The sequence below is a fragment of the Parazoarcus communis genome, from assembly GCF_003111645.1.
Lineage (GTDB): Bacteria > Pseudomonadota > Gammaproteobacteria > Burkholderiales > Rhodocyclaceae > Parazoarcus > Parazoarcus communis_A.
Window position 1 is genome coordinate 2846554 of record NZ_CP022187.1, and the last position, 13997, is coordinate 2860550.

Sequence of the window (13997 nt, forward strand, 5' to 3'; positions counted from 1 at the left end):
GCATGGCTCAGCGCGCCGCCGCGTGGGTGAAGGTGTAGTGGCGCACACCGATGTCGCCGGTGTTGAAGCCGGCCTCGCAGTACGCCAGATAGAAGCGCCACATGCGGATGAAGCGATCGGGAAAACCCAATGCCCTGACCTCGGCGACACGCGCCTCGAAGGTCTCGCGCCAGCGCGCCAGCGTGCGCCCGTAGTCCGGCCCGAAGGCAAAATCGTCCACCACTTCGAGCCCAACGCGTCCGGCCTGCTGCTGCACCACCGCGGGGCTGGGCAGCATGCCGCCCGGGAAGATGTGGCGCTGGATGAAATCGGTGCCGCGACGGTAGCGCGCAAACAGTTCGTCGGCGATGGTGATCGACTGCACAACACAGCGTCCGCCAGGCTTGAGCAGCGCCGAGAGCTGCCTGAAATAGGTGGGCCAGAAGCGCTCGCCGACGGCCTCGATCATCTCGATCGACACGATATGGTCGTACTGTCCCTTCACGTCGCGGTAATCGCACAGCTCGAGCTGCACCCGGTCGGAGAAACCGCCGCGTTCTGCGCGCTCGCGTGCATGTGCGAGCTGCGACGGCGACAGCGTCAGCCCCAGCACCCGACAGCCGAACTCGGTTGCCGCCACCTCGGCGAAACCACCCCAGCCACAACCGATCTCGAGGATGATCTGCCCCGGGCGGACATCGAGTTGCTGCAGGATGCGGCGGTACTTGCGCTGCTGCGCCGCCTCGAGCGCCTCATCGGCGTGCTCGAAGAGCGCGGCCGAATAGGTCATACCCGGGTCGAGCCACAGTTTGTAAAAGTCGTTGCCAAGATCGTAATGGGCCTCGATGTTGCGCTTCGAGCCCGTACGCGTGTTTGCCCGCAGCAGATGGGTGAGGCGGTGCCCGATCAGACGCAGAACCCGCCCGTAGATCGCCTTCTTGAGCTGTTCGCGGTTCGACGACAGCAGCGTAAGCAGCCCCGTCAGATCCTCGGTGTCCCAGTCCCCATCCATGTAGCTTTCGGCAAAACCGATGTCACCGCGCGCCAGCGCCTCGCTGAACACTGCGTGGTCGCGAACCCGCAGATGGGCGACGAGCTGGCCGTGCCCTGCCCGCAGATGCTGGTTGTCCGGCAGCTCAAGCGCCAGCGCGCCGCCTTCGAGGCGGTCGAACATTTCAAGCGCCAGCCGCGTCGCGCGAGGCAAGTGGCCGAGGGATTCGAGCGCCAGGGGGCGCACGGCATTGTCGACGGCGTTCATCAGGTGGTCTCCTCGATCGGCGGCAGCGGCTTGCGGTGAAAGCTCACCCGTTTCAGCGCAAGTCGCAATGCCTGCCAGTGGATACGGGCAACAATGCCCAGGGTCATGAAGGGGTAGCGCAGCAGCCATTTGCGCATCGCGCCACCGGTCAGCGCCTGTGCACGACCGCCGACGCGGGTGGTGAGCTGTTGCTCACCACCGTCCCAGTAATCGATCGCGACCGCATGCACCGCGCCGCGGCTCTCGAAGCGGAAGCGGTATTCGCCCCGCACCGGAAAGAAGGGGGAAACATGGAACACCTTGCTGGCGCGCAACTCGTCGCCATGCTCGATCGGGCGGCAATCCGGGTGATGGACAAGGTAGTTGTGGTGCTCGCCAAAGGTATTGCTGACCTCGGCCAGCACCACGCGCAGCTTTCCGGCTGCGTCATGGCAACACCAGAAGCTGACCGGATTGAACACGTAGCCGAGGACGCGCGGCATGGTCTGCAGCACCACCTCGCCGTCGCACACCTCGGCCACGCCGTGATGCCGAAGGATCTCGCGCATCCAGGGCAGGAGGGGTGAGCCATCGCGGCGACCATGGTCCCGCGACAGGAAGGCGAACGCGTTGAAGCGGTCGATACCGAGCAGCGGCACGCTGAGCCGGTCGACACTGCCGAGCGGCAGTCGCAGGAAGGCCGTCGGATAGACAAAGCGGTTGCGGGCGCCAACGTGACGCTCGTGCATCACCGCACCGAAGCACACGGTGGCGTCGAGCGGACCGGCCACGCCCGGTGCGGCGGCCGCTTTCATGCCCCCGCTCCGCTGTGAGCCAGCGCAGTGTCCGCATGCCACGGAATCTCGGCGCCCAGCCCTTCGGCAACGGCGACCGCCGACTTCAGCCCGTCTTCGTGAAAGCCGTAGCCCGTCCACGCGCCGGCGAACCAGCTGCGGTTCCGCCCCTGAATGCTGGGCAGCGCTGCCTGTGCGTCGATCGCAGCCTGGTCGAATACCGGGTGCGCGTAGTGGATGGTGCGCAGAATCCTGTCCGCGCGCGGCGGCCGGAACGGGTTGAGTGACACCACCACCGGCGTATCGAAAGGCAGCGGCTGCAAGCGGTTGATCAGATAGCTCACCGACACTGGCCGCGCGTCGACCGCGCCTGCACCGGCAAGATAGTTCCACGCCGACCACACCTTGCGCCGGCGCGGCAGCAGGGCCTCGTCGGTATGAACCACGGCGGTGTTGGCCTGATAGCTGACGCCACCGAGAATGCGGCGCTCTTCGACGCTGGCGCGGTCGCCGAGCAGGGCGAGCGTCTGGTCGCTGTGGCAGGCAAATACCACCTCATCGAAACGTTCGGCGCCGGCACGGGAATGCACCCACACACCATCCTCGTCGCGATCGACACGCAACACCGGCGAGGCGACACGCACGTCCTTGAGCGAGGCGACGATCTTTTCGACGTAGCTGCGTCCGCCGCAACGCACCGTCATCCACTGCGGACGATCGAGCACCTGCAGCAGCCCGTGGTTGTGGCAGAAGCGCACAAAGGTGGCGAGCGGGTAGGCAAGCATGGTGCGGGTCGGGCATGACCAGATCGCGGCCGCCATCGGCAACAGATACCAGTCGCGGAAAGCGGTGCCGTAACGTTCGCGCTGCAGGAACTCACCCAGGCTGAGTGCCGGCATCGAACCCTCTGCAGCCATCCGGGTCGTGTCGCGGTTGAATCGCATGATGTCGCGCAACATGCCGAGGAAGGAGGGACGCAGCAGGTTGCGGCGCTGGGCAAACACGGTGCCGAGGTCGGAGCCGGCCCACTCGATGGCGGGCGACTCGAGGCTGACCCCAAAGCTCATCTCGCTCTCGACCGACTCGACCCCCAGATGCTCGAACAAGGCGCACAGGTTCGGATACGTGCGACGGTTGAACACCAGAAAGCCGGTATCCACGGGATGCGTCACCCCCTCCACCGTCACATCAATCGTGTTGGTATGGCCGCCGACATAGCTCGCGGCCTCGAACAGGGTGATCTGATTGCGTGGCGACAGCAGCCAGGCGGCACCCAGTCCGGCCACACCACCGCCCACCACCGCGATGCGACGGCTGCCACCGGTGATCACCCGTTCGATTTCACCCATGCGCATGGGCAGGGCCCTCCGGGTTCTCGCCTTCGATCAGGGCATAGGCAGAGTGGTTGTGAATGGACTCGAAATTCTCGGACTCGACCGTCCACGCCGCGATGCGCTTGTCTGCGCGCAGTCGCAGGGCGATGTCGCGAACCAGGTCCTCGACGAACTTCGGGTTGTCGTAGGCGCGCTCGGTCACCCACTTTTCGTCCGGCCGCTTGAGCAGGCCGAACACTTCGCAGGACGCCTCCTCTTCAGCCATGCGTACCAGCTCGATCACATCCACATCGGCACGCAGGCGCGCCGAAATGCTGATGTGCGAACGCTGGTTGTGGGCACCGTATTCGGAGATCTTCTTCGAGCACGGGCACAGGCTCGTGACCGGCACCACCACGGTGAGCGTGGTCTGCAACTCGCCACCGGGCGACTGCGCCACAACAACCCGGACATCGAGGTCGAGCAGACTGCCGACACCCGAAACCGGCGCGGTCTTGTGCATGAACCAGGGGAAGGCCGCCTCGATCCGCCCCGAATCTGCTTCAAGACGCACCAGCATCTCGGCGAACAGATCGCGCAGACCTGCCAGATCGAGCGCCTCGCGCTCGGCCTCCAGCAGTTCGACGAAACGCGACATGTGCGTTCCCTTGACCTCGGGAGGCAGGCCGACCGTCATCTCTATCGTGGCTACGGTGTGCTGCACACGGCCGTCGTCGCCCGCAAGGACGAGCGGATAGCGCAGGCCGCGAACACCGACATGCTGGATGGCAAGCGCACGCTCATCGCGGCTGGCCTGGACGTCAGGCAGAAAGAACTTGTCGGGTGCGTTCATGCTCGCTCCTGAAGATATGAAAACAATGAAGAATCAGGGCCGCGCGTCGAGCAAACGCTCGATCGCGCCGACCAGAATCGGGCTCTCGGGGCTGACCTGGGTGGGAAAGCTCGTCACCCTCGCTCCGCTGCGGTCGACGAGATACTTGTGAAAATTCCACCGCGGACGCTCGCCGGAAAGATCGGCCAGTTTCAGATAGAAGGGGTTGGCCTGCGGTCCGGACACCGTGCTGCGGGCAAACATCGGAAACTGAACGCCGTAAGTCGTGCGGCAGAAATCTGCAATCTCGGCGTTCTCGCCCGGCTCCTGATTGAAGTCGTTGGACGGGAAGCCGATCACAACCAGCCCGCGCGCCCCGTACTTGCGGTACAGACGTTCGAGCCCGTCGTACTGGTTGGTATAGCCGCAATAGCTCGCGGTATTGACGACCAGCAATACCTTGCCTGCGTACTGGCACAGCGACTGGCTGGCCTCGTCCTGCAGGCGCGGGAAGGCATGGTCGAGCAGTGCCGGGCAGGCCGGCGGTGCAGCCACCGCCGGCATCATGGCCGTCAGCAGAACACCCGCGACGATCAGCTTCAGGCCGCCAGTCACTGTCCGACGCTCCGGATCGGGGCCTGCATGCCTGCATCGCCACGATGAATGAAAATCATCAGATCGAGGTCATAACCAGCCTGTTTGTCCATGACAGCGTGACTGGACAAGACTTCCGGTTCCACCGCGGGCGAGTGCCCCGAATTGCCCGCAAATGCCGCAAATGAAACGCAGACCGCAGCCGTAATCAGCGCAGGAGCCACGCGTTTCCCTGTCGTGAGGTGCGTTTTGTTGTTCATGGTCATTGTCCTAGACAAATGAGTTCGATGACCCTAAGATAGATTCAACAAAACCACTTGTCAACGGTTTGTCCACGACAAAATGAAAACCACACCGAACACCGAAACCGAGCTGAGCATCGCAGCGGTCGAACGCGATACAGGACTTTCCAAGGACACCCTCAGGGTGTGGGAGCGCAGATACGGCTTCCCCACGCCAAAGCGGGACAGCAATGGCGAGCGCCTTTACCCCCAGCATCAGGTAGACAAGCTGCGCCTGATCCGGCGCCTGCTCGACACCGGGCACAGACCGTCCCGAATCATCTCCGCCACGCCGGAGGAACTCGGCGCGCTGCTCGATGCGCAACGTAACAAGGCGAGTTCGCCCGAACAGCAGGTGCGCGAGCAGGCACTGCTGCAGTACGTGCGCCTGCACCGCAGCAGCGAACTGGTATCGGGCCTGCATCAGGCGCTGATGAAACAGGGCCTGCAGCGTTTCGTCCTCGAAACCATCGCGCCGCTCAACGAAGCCGTGGGAGAAGGCTGGATGCGGGGCGAGATCGACGTGCCGGAGGAGCATCTGTATACCGAGCAGGTGCAGAATGTGCTTCGCAGCGCCATTGGCGCCAATGCCGTGTCCGGGGGGCACCCGCGCGTGCTGCTGACCACCTTCCCGGACGAGCATCACATCCTCGGCCTGCTGATGGCGGAGGCCACGCTGGTTCCGGAAGGCGCATCCTGCGTCTCGCTCGGCACCCGCACGCCGCTGGCGGACATTCGGGGTGCTGCGGTCGGCGGCAATTTCGATATCGTCGGCCTGTCCTTCAGCATTGCCTACCCGGCCCGTCAGGCCATCGAAGGCCTGATCGAACTGCGCGCCGCGCTCCCCGAGCACATCACGATCTGGGCAGGTGGCGCAGCGGTCAAGGGCAAGCAGCGCCGCCTGCCAGGCATCCGGGTGATCAACGGCCTGACCGACACCGTGGCCGCCCTGCATGAGTGGCGCGCCGCCCACCCGGGCTGAAGCCACATCCGTTGCCCGCCCCGGGCGCGGCTTTCGCCCTCACCGCGAGCGCATTTGCGCACACCGGGCACGACACGGCTCCCTCCCGCCGAAAGTGCGCCTCGTGCGACGCAACGCAGAACGCTTCGGACTGAAACGCGGCCCGTTATAGACTGTGCATCGGAGAAGCATTCGTTGCACATAACAAGGGGAGACGACCCACATGCTTTACCCAGAACTCTTCCGCACCCTCGAGTCGGCACGCTGGAACATGGCGGAGGACATCCCCTGGTCCGACTTCGACCCCGCACTGCTGACAGACGAACAGGCGGTGACGATCAAGATGAATGCGATCACCGAATGGTCGGCGCTTCCCGCCACCGAGATGTTTCTGCGCGACAACAGCACCGACTCCGACTTCGCCGCCTTCATGTCAATCTGGTTCTATGAAGAGCAGAAGCATTCGCTGGTGCTGATGGAATACCTGCGCCGCTTCCGCCCCGAGCTGCAGCCGACCGAAGCCGAGCTCGACGCCGTGCGCTTCGAGTTCGATCCTGCCCCGCCGCTCGAAACCCTGATGCTGCACTTCTGCGGCGAGGTCCGCCTCACCCAGTGGTACCGCCGGGCGGCCGAATGGCATACGGAGCCCGTGATCAAGAACATCTACGATCACATCTCGCGCGATGAGGCACGCCACGGCGGGGCCTACCTGAAGTACATGAAACGCGCCATCGAGCGCAGCGGCGACGAGGCCCGACGCGCCTTTGCCAAGCTCGGTGTGCTGATGGCCAACTCCTCGCGCAGCGCCCGCCCGCTGCACCCCACCAATCTGCACGTGGCGCAGCAGTTCTTCCCGCGCGACACCGTGCAGTCCCGCGTACCCGACCCCGACTGGCTGGAGCACTGGCTCGACACCCAGATCGACTTCGACCGTGACTGCGAGGCGCGGGTGGTCGGCGGCATCCTGCGCAACCTGTCGAGTCTGTTCGGGCAGAAGTTCGACACCGTCAGCGAGCTCAACCGCTACCGCAAGTCGCTCGCCTGAGCGCCTGTCGCTTGAGCGCCCGGCCCCCTCCGGACGCCTGCCAGCGTGAGCCCACCGGCGCGCGGACTGCCACCCCCGGGGGAAGCCCGACTTGCCCGGGCACCCCGTGCTCGCACACAATCATGCACTCCTGCGCATTCTGCTGAAGGAGTCCCGTCCTGCCCACTGTCACTCCCACGTCATTCGAAGTCATCGGCGGCCTGATCGGCGGCCTCGGGCTGTTCCTGCTCGGCATGCACCTGCTCACTGACGGCCTCAAGCTCGCGGCCGGGCGTGCGCTCGAAGACATGCTCGAGCGCTGGACCTCGACGCCGCTGCGCGGTCTCGGCGCCGGCATGCTGATCACCACGCTGGTGCAGTCCTCAAGCGCGGTGACCGTGGCCGGCATCGGCTTCGTCAACGCCGGTCTCCTGTCGCTCAGGAATGCCTTGTGGGTGATTTTCGGCTCCAATGTGGGCACCACCATGAACGCATGGCTGGTCGCCGCACTCGGATTCAGCTTCAAGATCGACGCCTTTGCCCTGCCCTTTGTCGGCATCGGTGCAGTCCTGATGCTGGCCACGAGCCGCATGCGCCCGCGGGCGCTGGGTCAGGCCCTGTCCGGATTCGGCGTCCTCTTCCTCGGCATCGACGTGCTCAAGGACACCTTTTCGGCATTCGGCAGCGGAATCGATCTGCAGCAGTTCATCATGCCCGGGCTCACCGGATGGGTCATGCTGGTCGCCATCGGCACCCTCATCACCATCCTGATGCAGGCCTCCGGCGCCGCCATCGCCATCATCATCACTGCCGCCCAGACCGGGCTGATGAGCACCGAGGCCGCCTGTGCCATGGTCATCGGCACCAATATCGGCACCACCTCGACCGCCATCCTGTCGGCCATCGGCGCCACCGCCAACGCCCGCCGCCTGGCTGCGGCCCATGTGTTCTTCAACCTCGTCACCGGTGCGGTCGCACTCATGCTGCTGCCGCTGCTGATCGGCCTCCTCGGGCTGCTCAGCGAGTGGCTGGAGAAGCCGGCCACCCCGGCGGTGATGATCGCGATGTTCCACACCACCTTCAACCTTCTCGGCGTGGCCTTGATGGTGCCGGCGGCGAAGTTCCTGCTCAGCTTCCTGTCGGCGCGCTTCCGGCGCAGCGACGAGGAAAGCGCGCGTCCCCAGCACCTGGACGCCAACTCGGTAAGCGTTCCAGACCTCGCGCTGCGGGCGCTGCGCATGGAACTCGGACGAACCCACGTGCTGGCCGGAAACTGCCTGCGTGCCGTCATTCACAGCCCACCCGACACGCCACTCGTGTCGCGTAACGGTGACGCCTTCGTCGCACTCACGACCGCCATCGGCAGCTACACACGCGGCGTCACGACCACGAGCCTTCCGCTGGCCCTCGCCGAAGCGCTCGCCCGCAATCTGCGTGCGCTCCAGTACCAGGAGAGCACGGTAGACGCCGCGCGCTCGGCGGCAGAGCTCGGCGAAGCACTCGGCCTTCCACCCGCACATGGCATCGACGAGGCCTTTGCACACTTTCGCAACGCTGCCGGCGAACTCGCCGACGCCAGCATGCCGGGAAAGCCCGGTTTCCGCAGCGAAGACATCGAAAGACTGCTCGCCAGCGCCGAGACCCGTTACGCCGCCCTCAAGGAAGCCCTGCTCGTCGCCGGCGCACACGCCCACCTCGATATCCGCAGCATGCAGGAATGGCTGCGCCTCGCGAGTCTGCTCAGACGTGCGACCGAACAGATCGCAAAGTCCGCACAGACCCTGGCGGCCCTGGAAGAAGGCCTGCCTCAGCCCGTCCTCGAACACCGTGGCGACGACGAGAGCGGTAACGACCAATGAGCGGCGTCATCCCGGCCTATGTCGGGCGCTTCGCGCCCTCGCCCAGCGGTCCGCTTCACTTCGGCTCGCTGGTCGCCGCGCTCGGCAGCTGTCTCGATGCCCGCCACCACGGCGGCAAGTGGCTGCTGCGCATCGAGGACGTCGACACCCCGCGCACCGTCCCCGGTGCAGCCGACGCGATTCTGGCCACACTGGAACGGTTCGGCTTCGCGTGGGATGGCGAGGTGGTCTGGCAAAGCCGGCGCACCGATGCCTATCACGCCGCGCTCGAACAGCTCAAATGCAGCGGCGCCGTCTTCCCCTGCGCCTGCACCCGTCGCGAAATGGCCGATTCCGCACTCGCCCGCGACGGCTCCCGGCGCTACCCTGGGACCTGTCGCGACGGACTGCCGCCCGGTCGCAGCGCCCGTGCCTGGCGCGTGCGTGCCGAGGGTTTGATCCGCTTCGATGATGGGGTTCAAGGCCCGCAGCAGGAGGACCTCGAGCGCGACGTCGGCGATTATGTCGTGCTGCGCGCGGACGGCCTGTTTGCCTACCAGCTTGCCGTCGTCGTCGATGACGCCGCAGCCGGCATCACCCATGTCGTGCGCGGTGCCGACCTGCTCGACTCCAGCGCACGCCAGATTCACCTGCAGCACCTGCTCGGCGTGGCGCAACCCGCCTACGCCCATCTGCCGGTCGCAACCAATGACGCAGGCGAGAAGCTGTCGAAGCAGACGCTTGCCCGCGCCATCGAGGACCAGCCACCCTCAATTGCACTGGTCGCAGCCCTCGCCTTTCTCGGACAGAATCCGCCACCTGAACTCGGGCAGGCTGCGCTCGACGAGGTCTGGTCGTGGTCACGCGCGCACTGGCGGCTGGACAAGGTGCCGCGCCTGAGACAAGCCATCGCCCCACTCTTCTGACAAGGATCGACCCATGCTCGGCACCGACATCGAACTGAAACAGCTGCTCGAATCGACGCGGACCATCGCCGTGGTCGGCATCTCGCCGAAACCCGAGCGCGCCAGCCACGAGGTAGCCCTCTACCTGCAGCATCACGGCTACACGATCATCCCGGTCAACCCCGTCTGCGACGAGGTGCTGGGCCTGAAGTGCTACCCCAGTCTGCGTGAGGTGCCGGTGAAGATCGACGTGGTCGATGTGTTCCGGCGTTCGGAGGAAGTCATGCCCGTGGTGGAAGATGCCATCGCAATCGGCGCGCGTGCAGTCTGGCTGCAACTGGACGTCATCGCCCCCGAAGCCATCGCCCGCGCCGAAGCGGCAGGCCTGAGCACGGTCATGGATCGCTGCACCAAGATCGAACACCGCCGCCTGCTGACAGGCGGATGAGCTGAAGCAGCCGCACGCCCAAACAGCCCGAGCCACCACCAGCACGAGTAGCGCCTGTGCGGAGTGTTCGCAAAGGGGCGAGGACTGTCCGAGCCCGCAGGGCGAGTTCCGCAGCCCCGGCGCGAACACTCCGCACAGGCGCTACGGCAGCGGAGGCACATCAACTTCGGACTTCAGCACCAAGAAATAGCCTCAGTGCTTCCCCCCAAACCCCGCAATACCAATCGCCAGCCGCACCCCCTGATACGCCAGCCAGCTGAGCAGCCGGCGAAAGCGCGGCAGTCTTCGCCAGTCGGCACGTCGCAACTCGCGTGCGCCATCCATCATCGCCGCGTCCAGGCTGGCACGCAGGGTCGCGGCAAAGCCGCTGTCCTCCACCACGACATTGGCCTCGCGCGCCAGCAGCAGACTGAAGGCATCGATGTTGCTGGAGCCCACCGTCACCCAGCGACCATCCACCACCGCCACCTTTGCATGCAGCACGCTGCGGTGATACTCGAACAGGCGGATGCCGCGCTCCAGGAAGAACGGGTACAAGGCCCGCGTCGCATACTGCTGCACCGGATGATCGGCCAGGCCTTGCAGCAGCAGGATGACCTTCACGCCGCGCGCCGCCGCCTCCACCAGCGCCTGGCGAAAACGCCGCCCCGGGAAGAAATAGGCATTGGCAATCACCACTTCGTCGCGCGCGCGCCCGATCGCATCGAGGTAGGCGTTCTCGATGTCGTGACGGTGGCGAAGATTGTCGCGGATCAGAAATGCCGCGCGAAGATCGCCCGCCACCTCCACCCGAGCCGGTGCCAGCACCGGCACGCTCACCCGCCGCCGGAAGCTCGCCCACGCCAGCATGCGCCACAGACGGTGCACCGAGTCGACGATCGGCCCCAGCAGCGGCCCCTCCACCCGCACCGCATAGTCATAGCGCGGCGGCCGGACAGCATCGCCGCTGACATCGTCGACCACGTTGATCCCACCGACAAAGGCCACCCTGCCATCGACCACCACCACCTTGCGGTGCATGCGCCTCAGCCGGTGGCGACGCAGTGAGAGCAGGCGCAGCTCCATTCGGTAGATGAGCACCTGCACGCCGCAGGACACCAGATCGGACATCAGCTCGCGGACGAAAGCCCGGCCGCCGAATCCATCGACCAGCAGATGCACCGCGACCCCGCGCGACGCCGCTCGCACCAGCGCAGCCGCGATGCGACGCCCGGTATCGTCCGGATCGAAGATGTAGGTCTGAAAGAAGATCTCCCGCCGCGCGCCATCGATTTCATCCTCGAGCGCGGGAAAGTACTGCAGGCCGTTTTCCAGCAGGGCAATTGCATTGCCACCCGCCAGCACGCTCAACGCGCAAACTCCAGATCTGCGGTGAGCGCGGCGTGATCGGAAATCCTCGACCACGGCTCGCCGAAATGAACCTGCGCCCGGCTCACGCTGAATCCGCGCACGTAGATGCGGTCGAGGCGGAAAAAGGGCAGCGCACTGGGAAAGCTGCGCGGTGGCCGCCCGCCCTCGCGGCCAAAGGCTTCAACCAGGCCCAGCCGTCGTCCCAGCAGATCGTCGGCACGATTGCGCCAGTCATTGAAGTCGCCTGCGATGATCAGCGGCGCACCATCGGGCGCGAGCCGCTCCATGCGTTCGGCCAACGCCTCCATCTGCCGACGCCGGCTCCCCGCCATCAGACCCAGGTGCACACAGACGCAATGCAGCGGCACGTCCAGCCCGGGCAGGGAAACCTCGCAATGCAGCAGCCCGCGGCGCTCGAAGCGGTGATCGGAGACGTCCTGATTGTCGCTGCTGAGGATGGCGTGACGGCTCAGGATCGCGTTGCCGTGGTGACCGTGGTCATACACCGCGTTGCCGCCATAAGCGGTCTGGCACCACACATCCTCGGCAAGGAACTCGTGCTGTGGCCTTTGCGGCCAGTCGGCATGGCGCACCGCGTGATTGATGTGCAACCCCTGCACCTCCTGCAGGAAGACCAGATCGACGTCGAGGCTGCGCAGGCGTTCCCGCAGGTCGTGCACCACCATGCGGCGGTTGAACTGCGAGAAGCCCTTGTGGATGTTGTAGGTGCAGATGCGCAGCGTCATGGTCGCAACGCTCCGGCCCGGTCCAGCGTGGTCAGGACACTGCCAGCATGCGGTCGAGCGCGATCCGTGCCAGCTCCGCCTCGTGCGCGGGCACCTGGATGCGGTTCACCACATTGCCGTCGGCAAGGTTCTCCAGCGTCCATGCCAGGTGCTGCGGGTCGATGCGCTGCATCGTCGAGCACATGCACACGGTGGGCGCCATGAACTGCACGCTCTTGCCCTGCGGCTTCATTTCCTCGGCCAGTCGGTTGACCAGATTGAGCTCGGTCCCCACCAGCCAGCGCGTATTGGCAGGCGCAGCAGTGATGGTGTTGATGATGTATTCGGTCGATCCGACGTAATCGGACTGCTGGCACACCTCGAGACTGCTTTCCGGGTGCGAGATCACCAGCCCGTCCGGATTGGCTGAACGCCAGCGCTCGATATGGGCCGGCTGGAACATCTGGTGCACCGAGCAGTGCCCCTTCCACAGCAGCACCTTGGCCTTGCGGATCTGCTCGTGCGTCAGGCCGCCGTATTCGAGATCGGGGTCCCACACCACCATCTGGTCGAGCGGGATGCCCTTCTTGAATCCGGTCCAGCGCCCCAGATGCTGGTCGGGGAAGAACAGCACCTTCTCGCGACGCGAAAACGCCCAGTCGAGGATCGTCGGCGCATTGGTCGACGTGCATACGATGCCACCGTGTTCGCCGCAGAAGGCCTTCAGGTCGGCAGCCGAGTTGATGTAGGTCACCGGCGTGATGTGTTCGTCGGGCTTGTCCAGCACCTCGGTCAGTTCGCGCCAGCAGCGCTCGACCTTGGCCAGACTGGCCATGTCGGCCATCGAACAGCCGGCGGCAAGGTCGGGCAGGATGGCCATCTGGCTGGGCTTGGAGAGAATGTCGGCGACTTCGGCCATGAAGTGCACGCCGCAGAACACGATGTAGTCAGCCTCGGTCTGCGAGGCGAGTCGCGCCAGCTTGAGCGAATCGCCGGTGAGGTCGGCGTACTGATAGACGTCTGCGCGCTGATAGTGGTGACACAGCAACACCGCCTTGTCGCCGAGACGGGCGCGTGCTGCACGAATGCGCTCCTGCGCCTCGGCGTCCGCGAGCGCGTTGAAGCGGTCAAAACTGATGGTGGCTACTTGCATGAGACAGAACTCGCTTTAGAAATGCCGGGGTTCACCGGTCACACAAAAACGGATACCCGGCACGCGCACACGCCCGGGGATGAATACGTCAGCCCTGTTGCCAGGGCAGGCCGGCATGGCGCCAGCCCCCGATACGGTTGCGATGTCCGGCGGCATCCCTGTCACCCTCGAACCCTTCGAGCACGTTATAGCAATTGCTGAAGCCGGCCGAAATCGCGGCCTTGGCCGCAGCGTCCGATCTGGCGCCGGAACGGCACATGAACAGCACCATGGCCTCGGGGTCGACCTGATGGCGCAACTGCGCGAGGAAGTCCGGATTGGGCTTCATCGCGGGGTAGGCAAGCCATTCGATCTCGACGGCGCCCGGCACCCGGCCGACCCAGTCCCATTCGGCACGCGTGCGCACATCGACCAGTTTCGTGCCCGGGGCCAGTTGCCAGACCTGATGTGCCTCCGCGGGCGTCAACGCTCCCTGATAGGGCAAATTCATGTCAGCAGCCCGCTGATGAGCAAGCTCGAGCAAGGCAGAGAGGGTTCCCATGGCAGCATCCGGCTAGAATTCG

General features: G+C 65.3%; 15 protein-coding genes. 5 read left to right on the top strand and 10 right to left on the bottom strand.

All coding sequences use genetic code 11. The annotated features are described in order from the left end of the window. Positions 1–7: 7 nt before the first annotated feature. From CEW83_RS12985 to CEW83_RS13010, 6 genes are read right to left on the bottom strand one after another with little or no spacing between them, the layout of a single operon-like run. Positions 8–1237 carry an SAM-dependent methyltransferase gene (locus CEW83_RS12985; RefSeq protein ID WP_108949723.1) on the bottom strand — a complete coding sequence of 410 codons (1230 nt, stop codon included), beginning with the start codon at positions 1235–1237 and terminating at the stop codon, positions 8–10. Beyond that, positions 1237–2031: a DUF1365 domain-containing protein gene (locus CEW83_RS12990; protein WP_108949724.1), complete on the bottom strand. Its 795-nt coding sequence runs from the start codon at positions 2029–2031 to the stop codon at positions 1237–1239. Before CEW83_RS12990 ends, CEW83_RS12985 begins: the two co-directional genes overlap by 1 nt. Then, the gene (locus CEW83_RS12995; RefSeq protein WP_108949725.1) at positions 2028–3365 is read right to left on the bottom strand and encodes an NAD(P)/FAD-dependent oxidoreductase; all 1338 of its coding nucleotides are present in this window, start codon (positions 3363–3365) and stop codon (positions 2028–2030) included. The genes CEW83_RS12990 and CEW83_RS12995 overlap by 4 nt, the downstream gene beginning before the upstream one ends. Next, complete coding sequence (gene folE2, locus CEW83_RS13000; protein WP_108949726.1) at positions 3352–4176, bottom strand: GTP cyclohydrolase FolE2; 825 nt, start codon at positions 4174–4176, stop codon at positions 3352–3354. The genes CEW83_RS12995 and folE2 overlap by 14 nt, the downstream gene beginning before the upstream one ends. A gap of 33 nt (positions 4177–4209) precedes the next feature. Further along, positions 4210–4770 carry a glutathione peroxidase gene (locus CEW83_RS13005; protein WP_234418812.1) on the bottom strand — a complete coding sequence of 187 codons (561 nt, stop codon included), beginning with the start codon at positions 4768–4770 and terminating at the stop codon, positions 4210–4212. Further along, on the bottom strand, positions 4767–5015 hold the full coding sequence (locus tag CEW83_RS13010) for a hypothetical protein (RefSeq protein ID WP_108949727.1): 249 nt from the start codon (positions 5013–5015) through the stop codon (positions 4767–4769). The genes CEW83_RS13005 and CEW83_RS13010 overlap by 4 nt, the downstream gene beginning before the upstream one ends. Before the next feature lie 76 nt (positions 5016–5091). Here CEW83_RS13010 and CEW83_RS13015 point away from each other — a divergent pair, with 76 nt between their 5' ends. The 5 genes from CEW83_RS13015 (at position 5092) to CEW83_RS13035 (ending at position 10206) form a co-directional block, all read left to right on the top strand. Beyond that, on the top strand, positions 5092–6012 hold the full coding sequence (locus tag CEW83_RS13015) for a MerR family transcriptional regulator (RefSeq protein ID WP_108949728.1): 921 nt from the start codon (positions 5092–5094) through the stop codon (positions 6010–6012). Positions 6013–6214: 202 nt separating this feature from the next. Next, positions 6215–7036, top strand: coding sequence for a ferritin (locus tag CEW83_RS13020; RefSeq protein WP_108949729.1), 822 nt, complete (start codon positions 6215–6217; stop codon positions 7034–7036). Between the two features lie 158 nt (positions 7037–7194). Next, entirely contained in the window at positions 7195–8874 is a 1680-nt protein-coding gene (locus CEW83_RS13025) for a Na/Pi cotransporter family protein (RefSeq protein ID WP_420094105.1), read from the top strand. Then, positions 8871–9779 carry a tRNA glutamyl-Q(34) synthetase GluQRS gene (gluQRS, locus tag CEW83_RS13030; protein ID WP_108949731.1) on the top strand — a complete coding sequence of 303 codons (909 nt, stop codon included), beginning with the start codon at positions 8871–8873 and terminating at the stop codon, positions 9777–9779. Before CEW83_RS13025 ends, gluQRS begins: the two co-directional genes overlap by 4 nt. A gap of 13 nt (positions 9780–9792) precedes the next feature. Then, positions 9793–10206 carry a CoA-binding protein gene (locus tag CEW83_RS13035; RefSeq protein ID WP_108949732.1) on the top strand — a complete coding sequence of 138 codons (414 nt, stop codon included), beginning with the start codon at positions 9793–9795 and terminating at the stop codon, positions 10204–10206. Between the two features lie 192 nt (positions 10207–10398). Here the strand turns inward: CEW83_RS13035 and clsB are convergent, their stop codons facing one another. The 4 genes from clsB to CEW83_RS13055 form a co-directional block, all read right to left on the bottom strand. After that, positions 10399–11556 (bottom strand): cardiolipin synthase ClsB, encoded by a 1158-nt coding sequence (gene clsB, locus CEW83_RS13040; RefSeq protein WP_108949733.1) that lies wholly within the window; start codon positions 11554–11556, stop codon positions 10399–10401. Continuing rightward, positions 11553–12302, bottom strand: a complete 750-nt coding sequence (locus CEW83_RS13045; protein ID WP_108949734.1) for an endonuclease/exonuclease/phosphatase family protein — start codon at positions 12300–12302, stop codon at positions 11553–11555. Before CEW83_RS13045 ends, clsB begins: the two co-directional genes overlap by 4 nt. Positions 12303–12333: 31 nt before the next feature. After that, complete coding sequence (nadA, locus tag CEW83_RS13050) at positions 12334–13434, bottom strand: quinolinate synthase NadA (protein ID WP_108949735.1); 1101 nt, start codon at positions 13432–13434, stop codon at positions 12334–12336. 88 nt (positions 13435–13522) lie between these two features. Then, on the bottom strand, positions 13523–13975 hold the full coding sequence (locus CEW83_RS13055; protein WP_108949736.1) for a rhodanese-like domain-containing protein: 453 nt from the start codon (positions 13973–13975) through the stop codon (positions 13523–13525). Positions 13976–13997 lie beyond the last annotated feature (22 nt).

Excerpts from the sequence above, each read along its gene's own strand:
- CEW83_RS12985 (WP_108949723.1), bottom strand. The coding sequence starts at position 1,237 with ATGAACGCCGTCGACAATGCCGTGCGCCCCCTGGCGCTCGAATCCCTC.
- CEW83_RS12990 (WP_108949724.1), bottom strand. The coding sequence starts at position 2,031 with ATGAAAGCGGCCGCCGCACCGGGCGTGGCCGGTCCGCTCGACGCCACC.
- CEW83_RS12995 (WP_108949725.1), bottom strand. The coding sequence starts at position 3,365 with ATGCGCATGGGTGAAATCGAACGGGTGATCACCGGTGGCAGCCGTCGC.
- folE2 (WP_108949726.1), bottom strand. The coding sequence starts at position 4,176 with ATGAACGCACCCGACAAGTTCTTTCTGCCTGACGTCCAGGCCAGCCGC.
- CEW83_RS13010 (WP_108949727.1), bottom strand. The coding sequence starts at position 5,015 with ATGACCATGAACAACAAAACGCACCTCACGACAGGGAAACGCGTGGCT.
- CEW83_RS13015 (WP_108949728.1), top strand. The coding sequence starts at position 5,092 with ATGAAAACCACACCGAACACCGAAACCGAGCTGAGCATCGCAGCGGTC.
- CEW83_RS13020 (WP_108949729.1), top strand. The coding sequence starts at position 6,215 with ATGCTTTACCCAGAACTCTTCCGCACCCTCGAGTCGGCACGCTGGAAC.
- gluQRS (WP_108949731.1), top strand. The coding sequence starts at position 8,871 with ATGAGCGGCGTCATCCCGGCCTATGTCGGGCGCTTCGCGCCCTCGCCC.
- CEW83_RS13035 (WP_108949732.1), top strand. The coding sequence starts at position 9,793 with ATGCTCGGCACCGACATCGAACTGAAACAGCTGCTCGAATCGACGCGG.
- CEW83_RS13045 (WP_108949734.1), bottom strand. The coding sequence starts at position 12,302 with ATGACGCTGCGCATCTGCACCTACAACATCCACAAGGGCTTCTCGCAG.
- nadA (WP_108949735.1), bottom strand. The coding sequence starts at position 13,434 with ATGCAAGTAGCCACCATCAGTTTTGACCGCTTCAACGCGCTCGCGGAC.
- CEW83_RS13055 (WP_108949736.1), bottom strand. The coding sequence starts at position 13,975 with ATGGGAACCCTCTCTGCCTTGCTCGAGCTTGCTCATCAGCGGGCTGCT.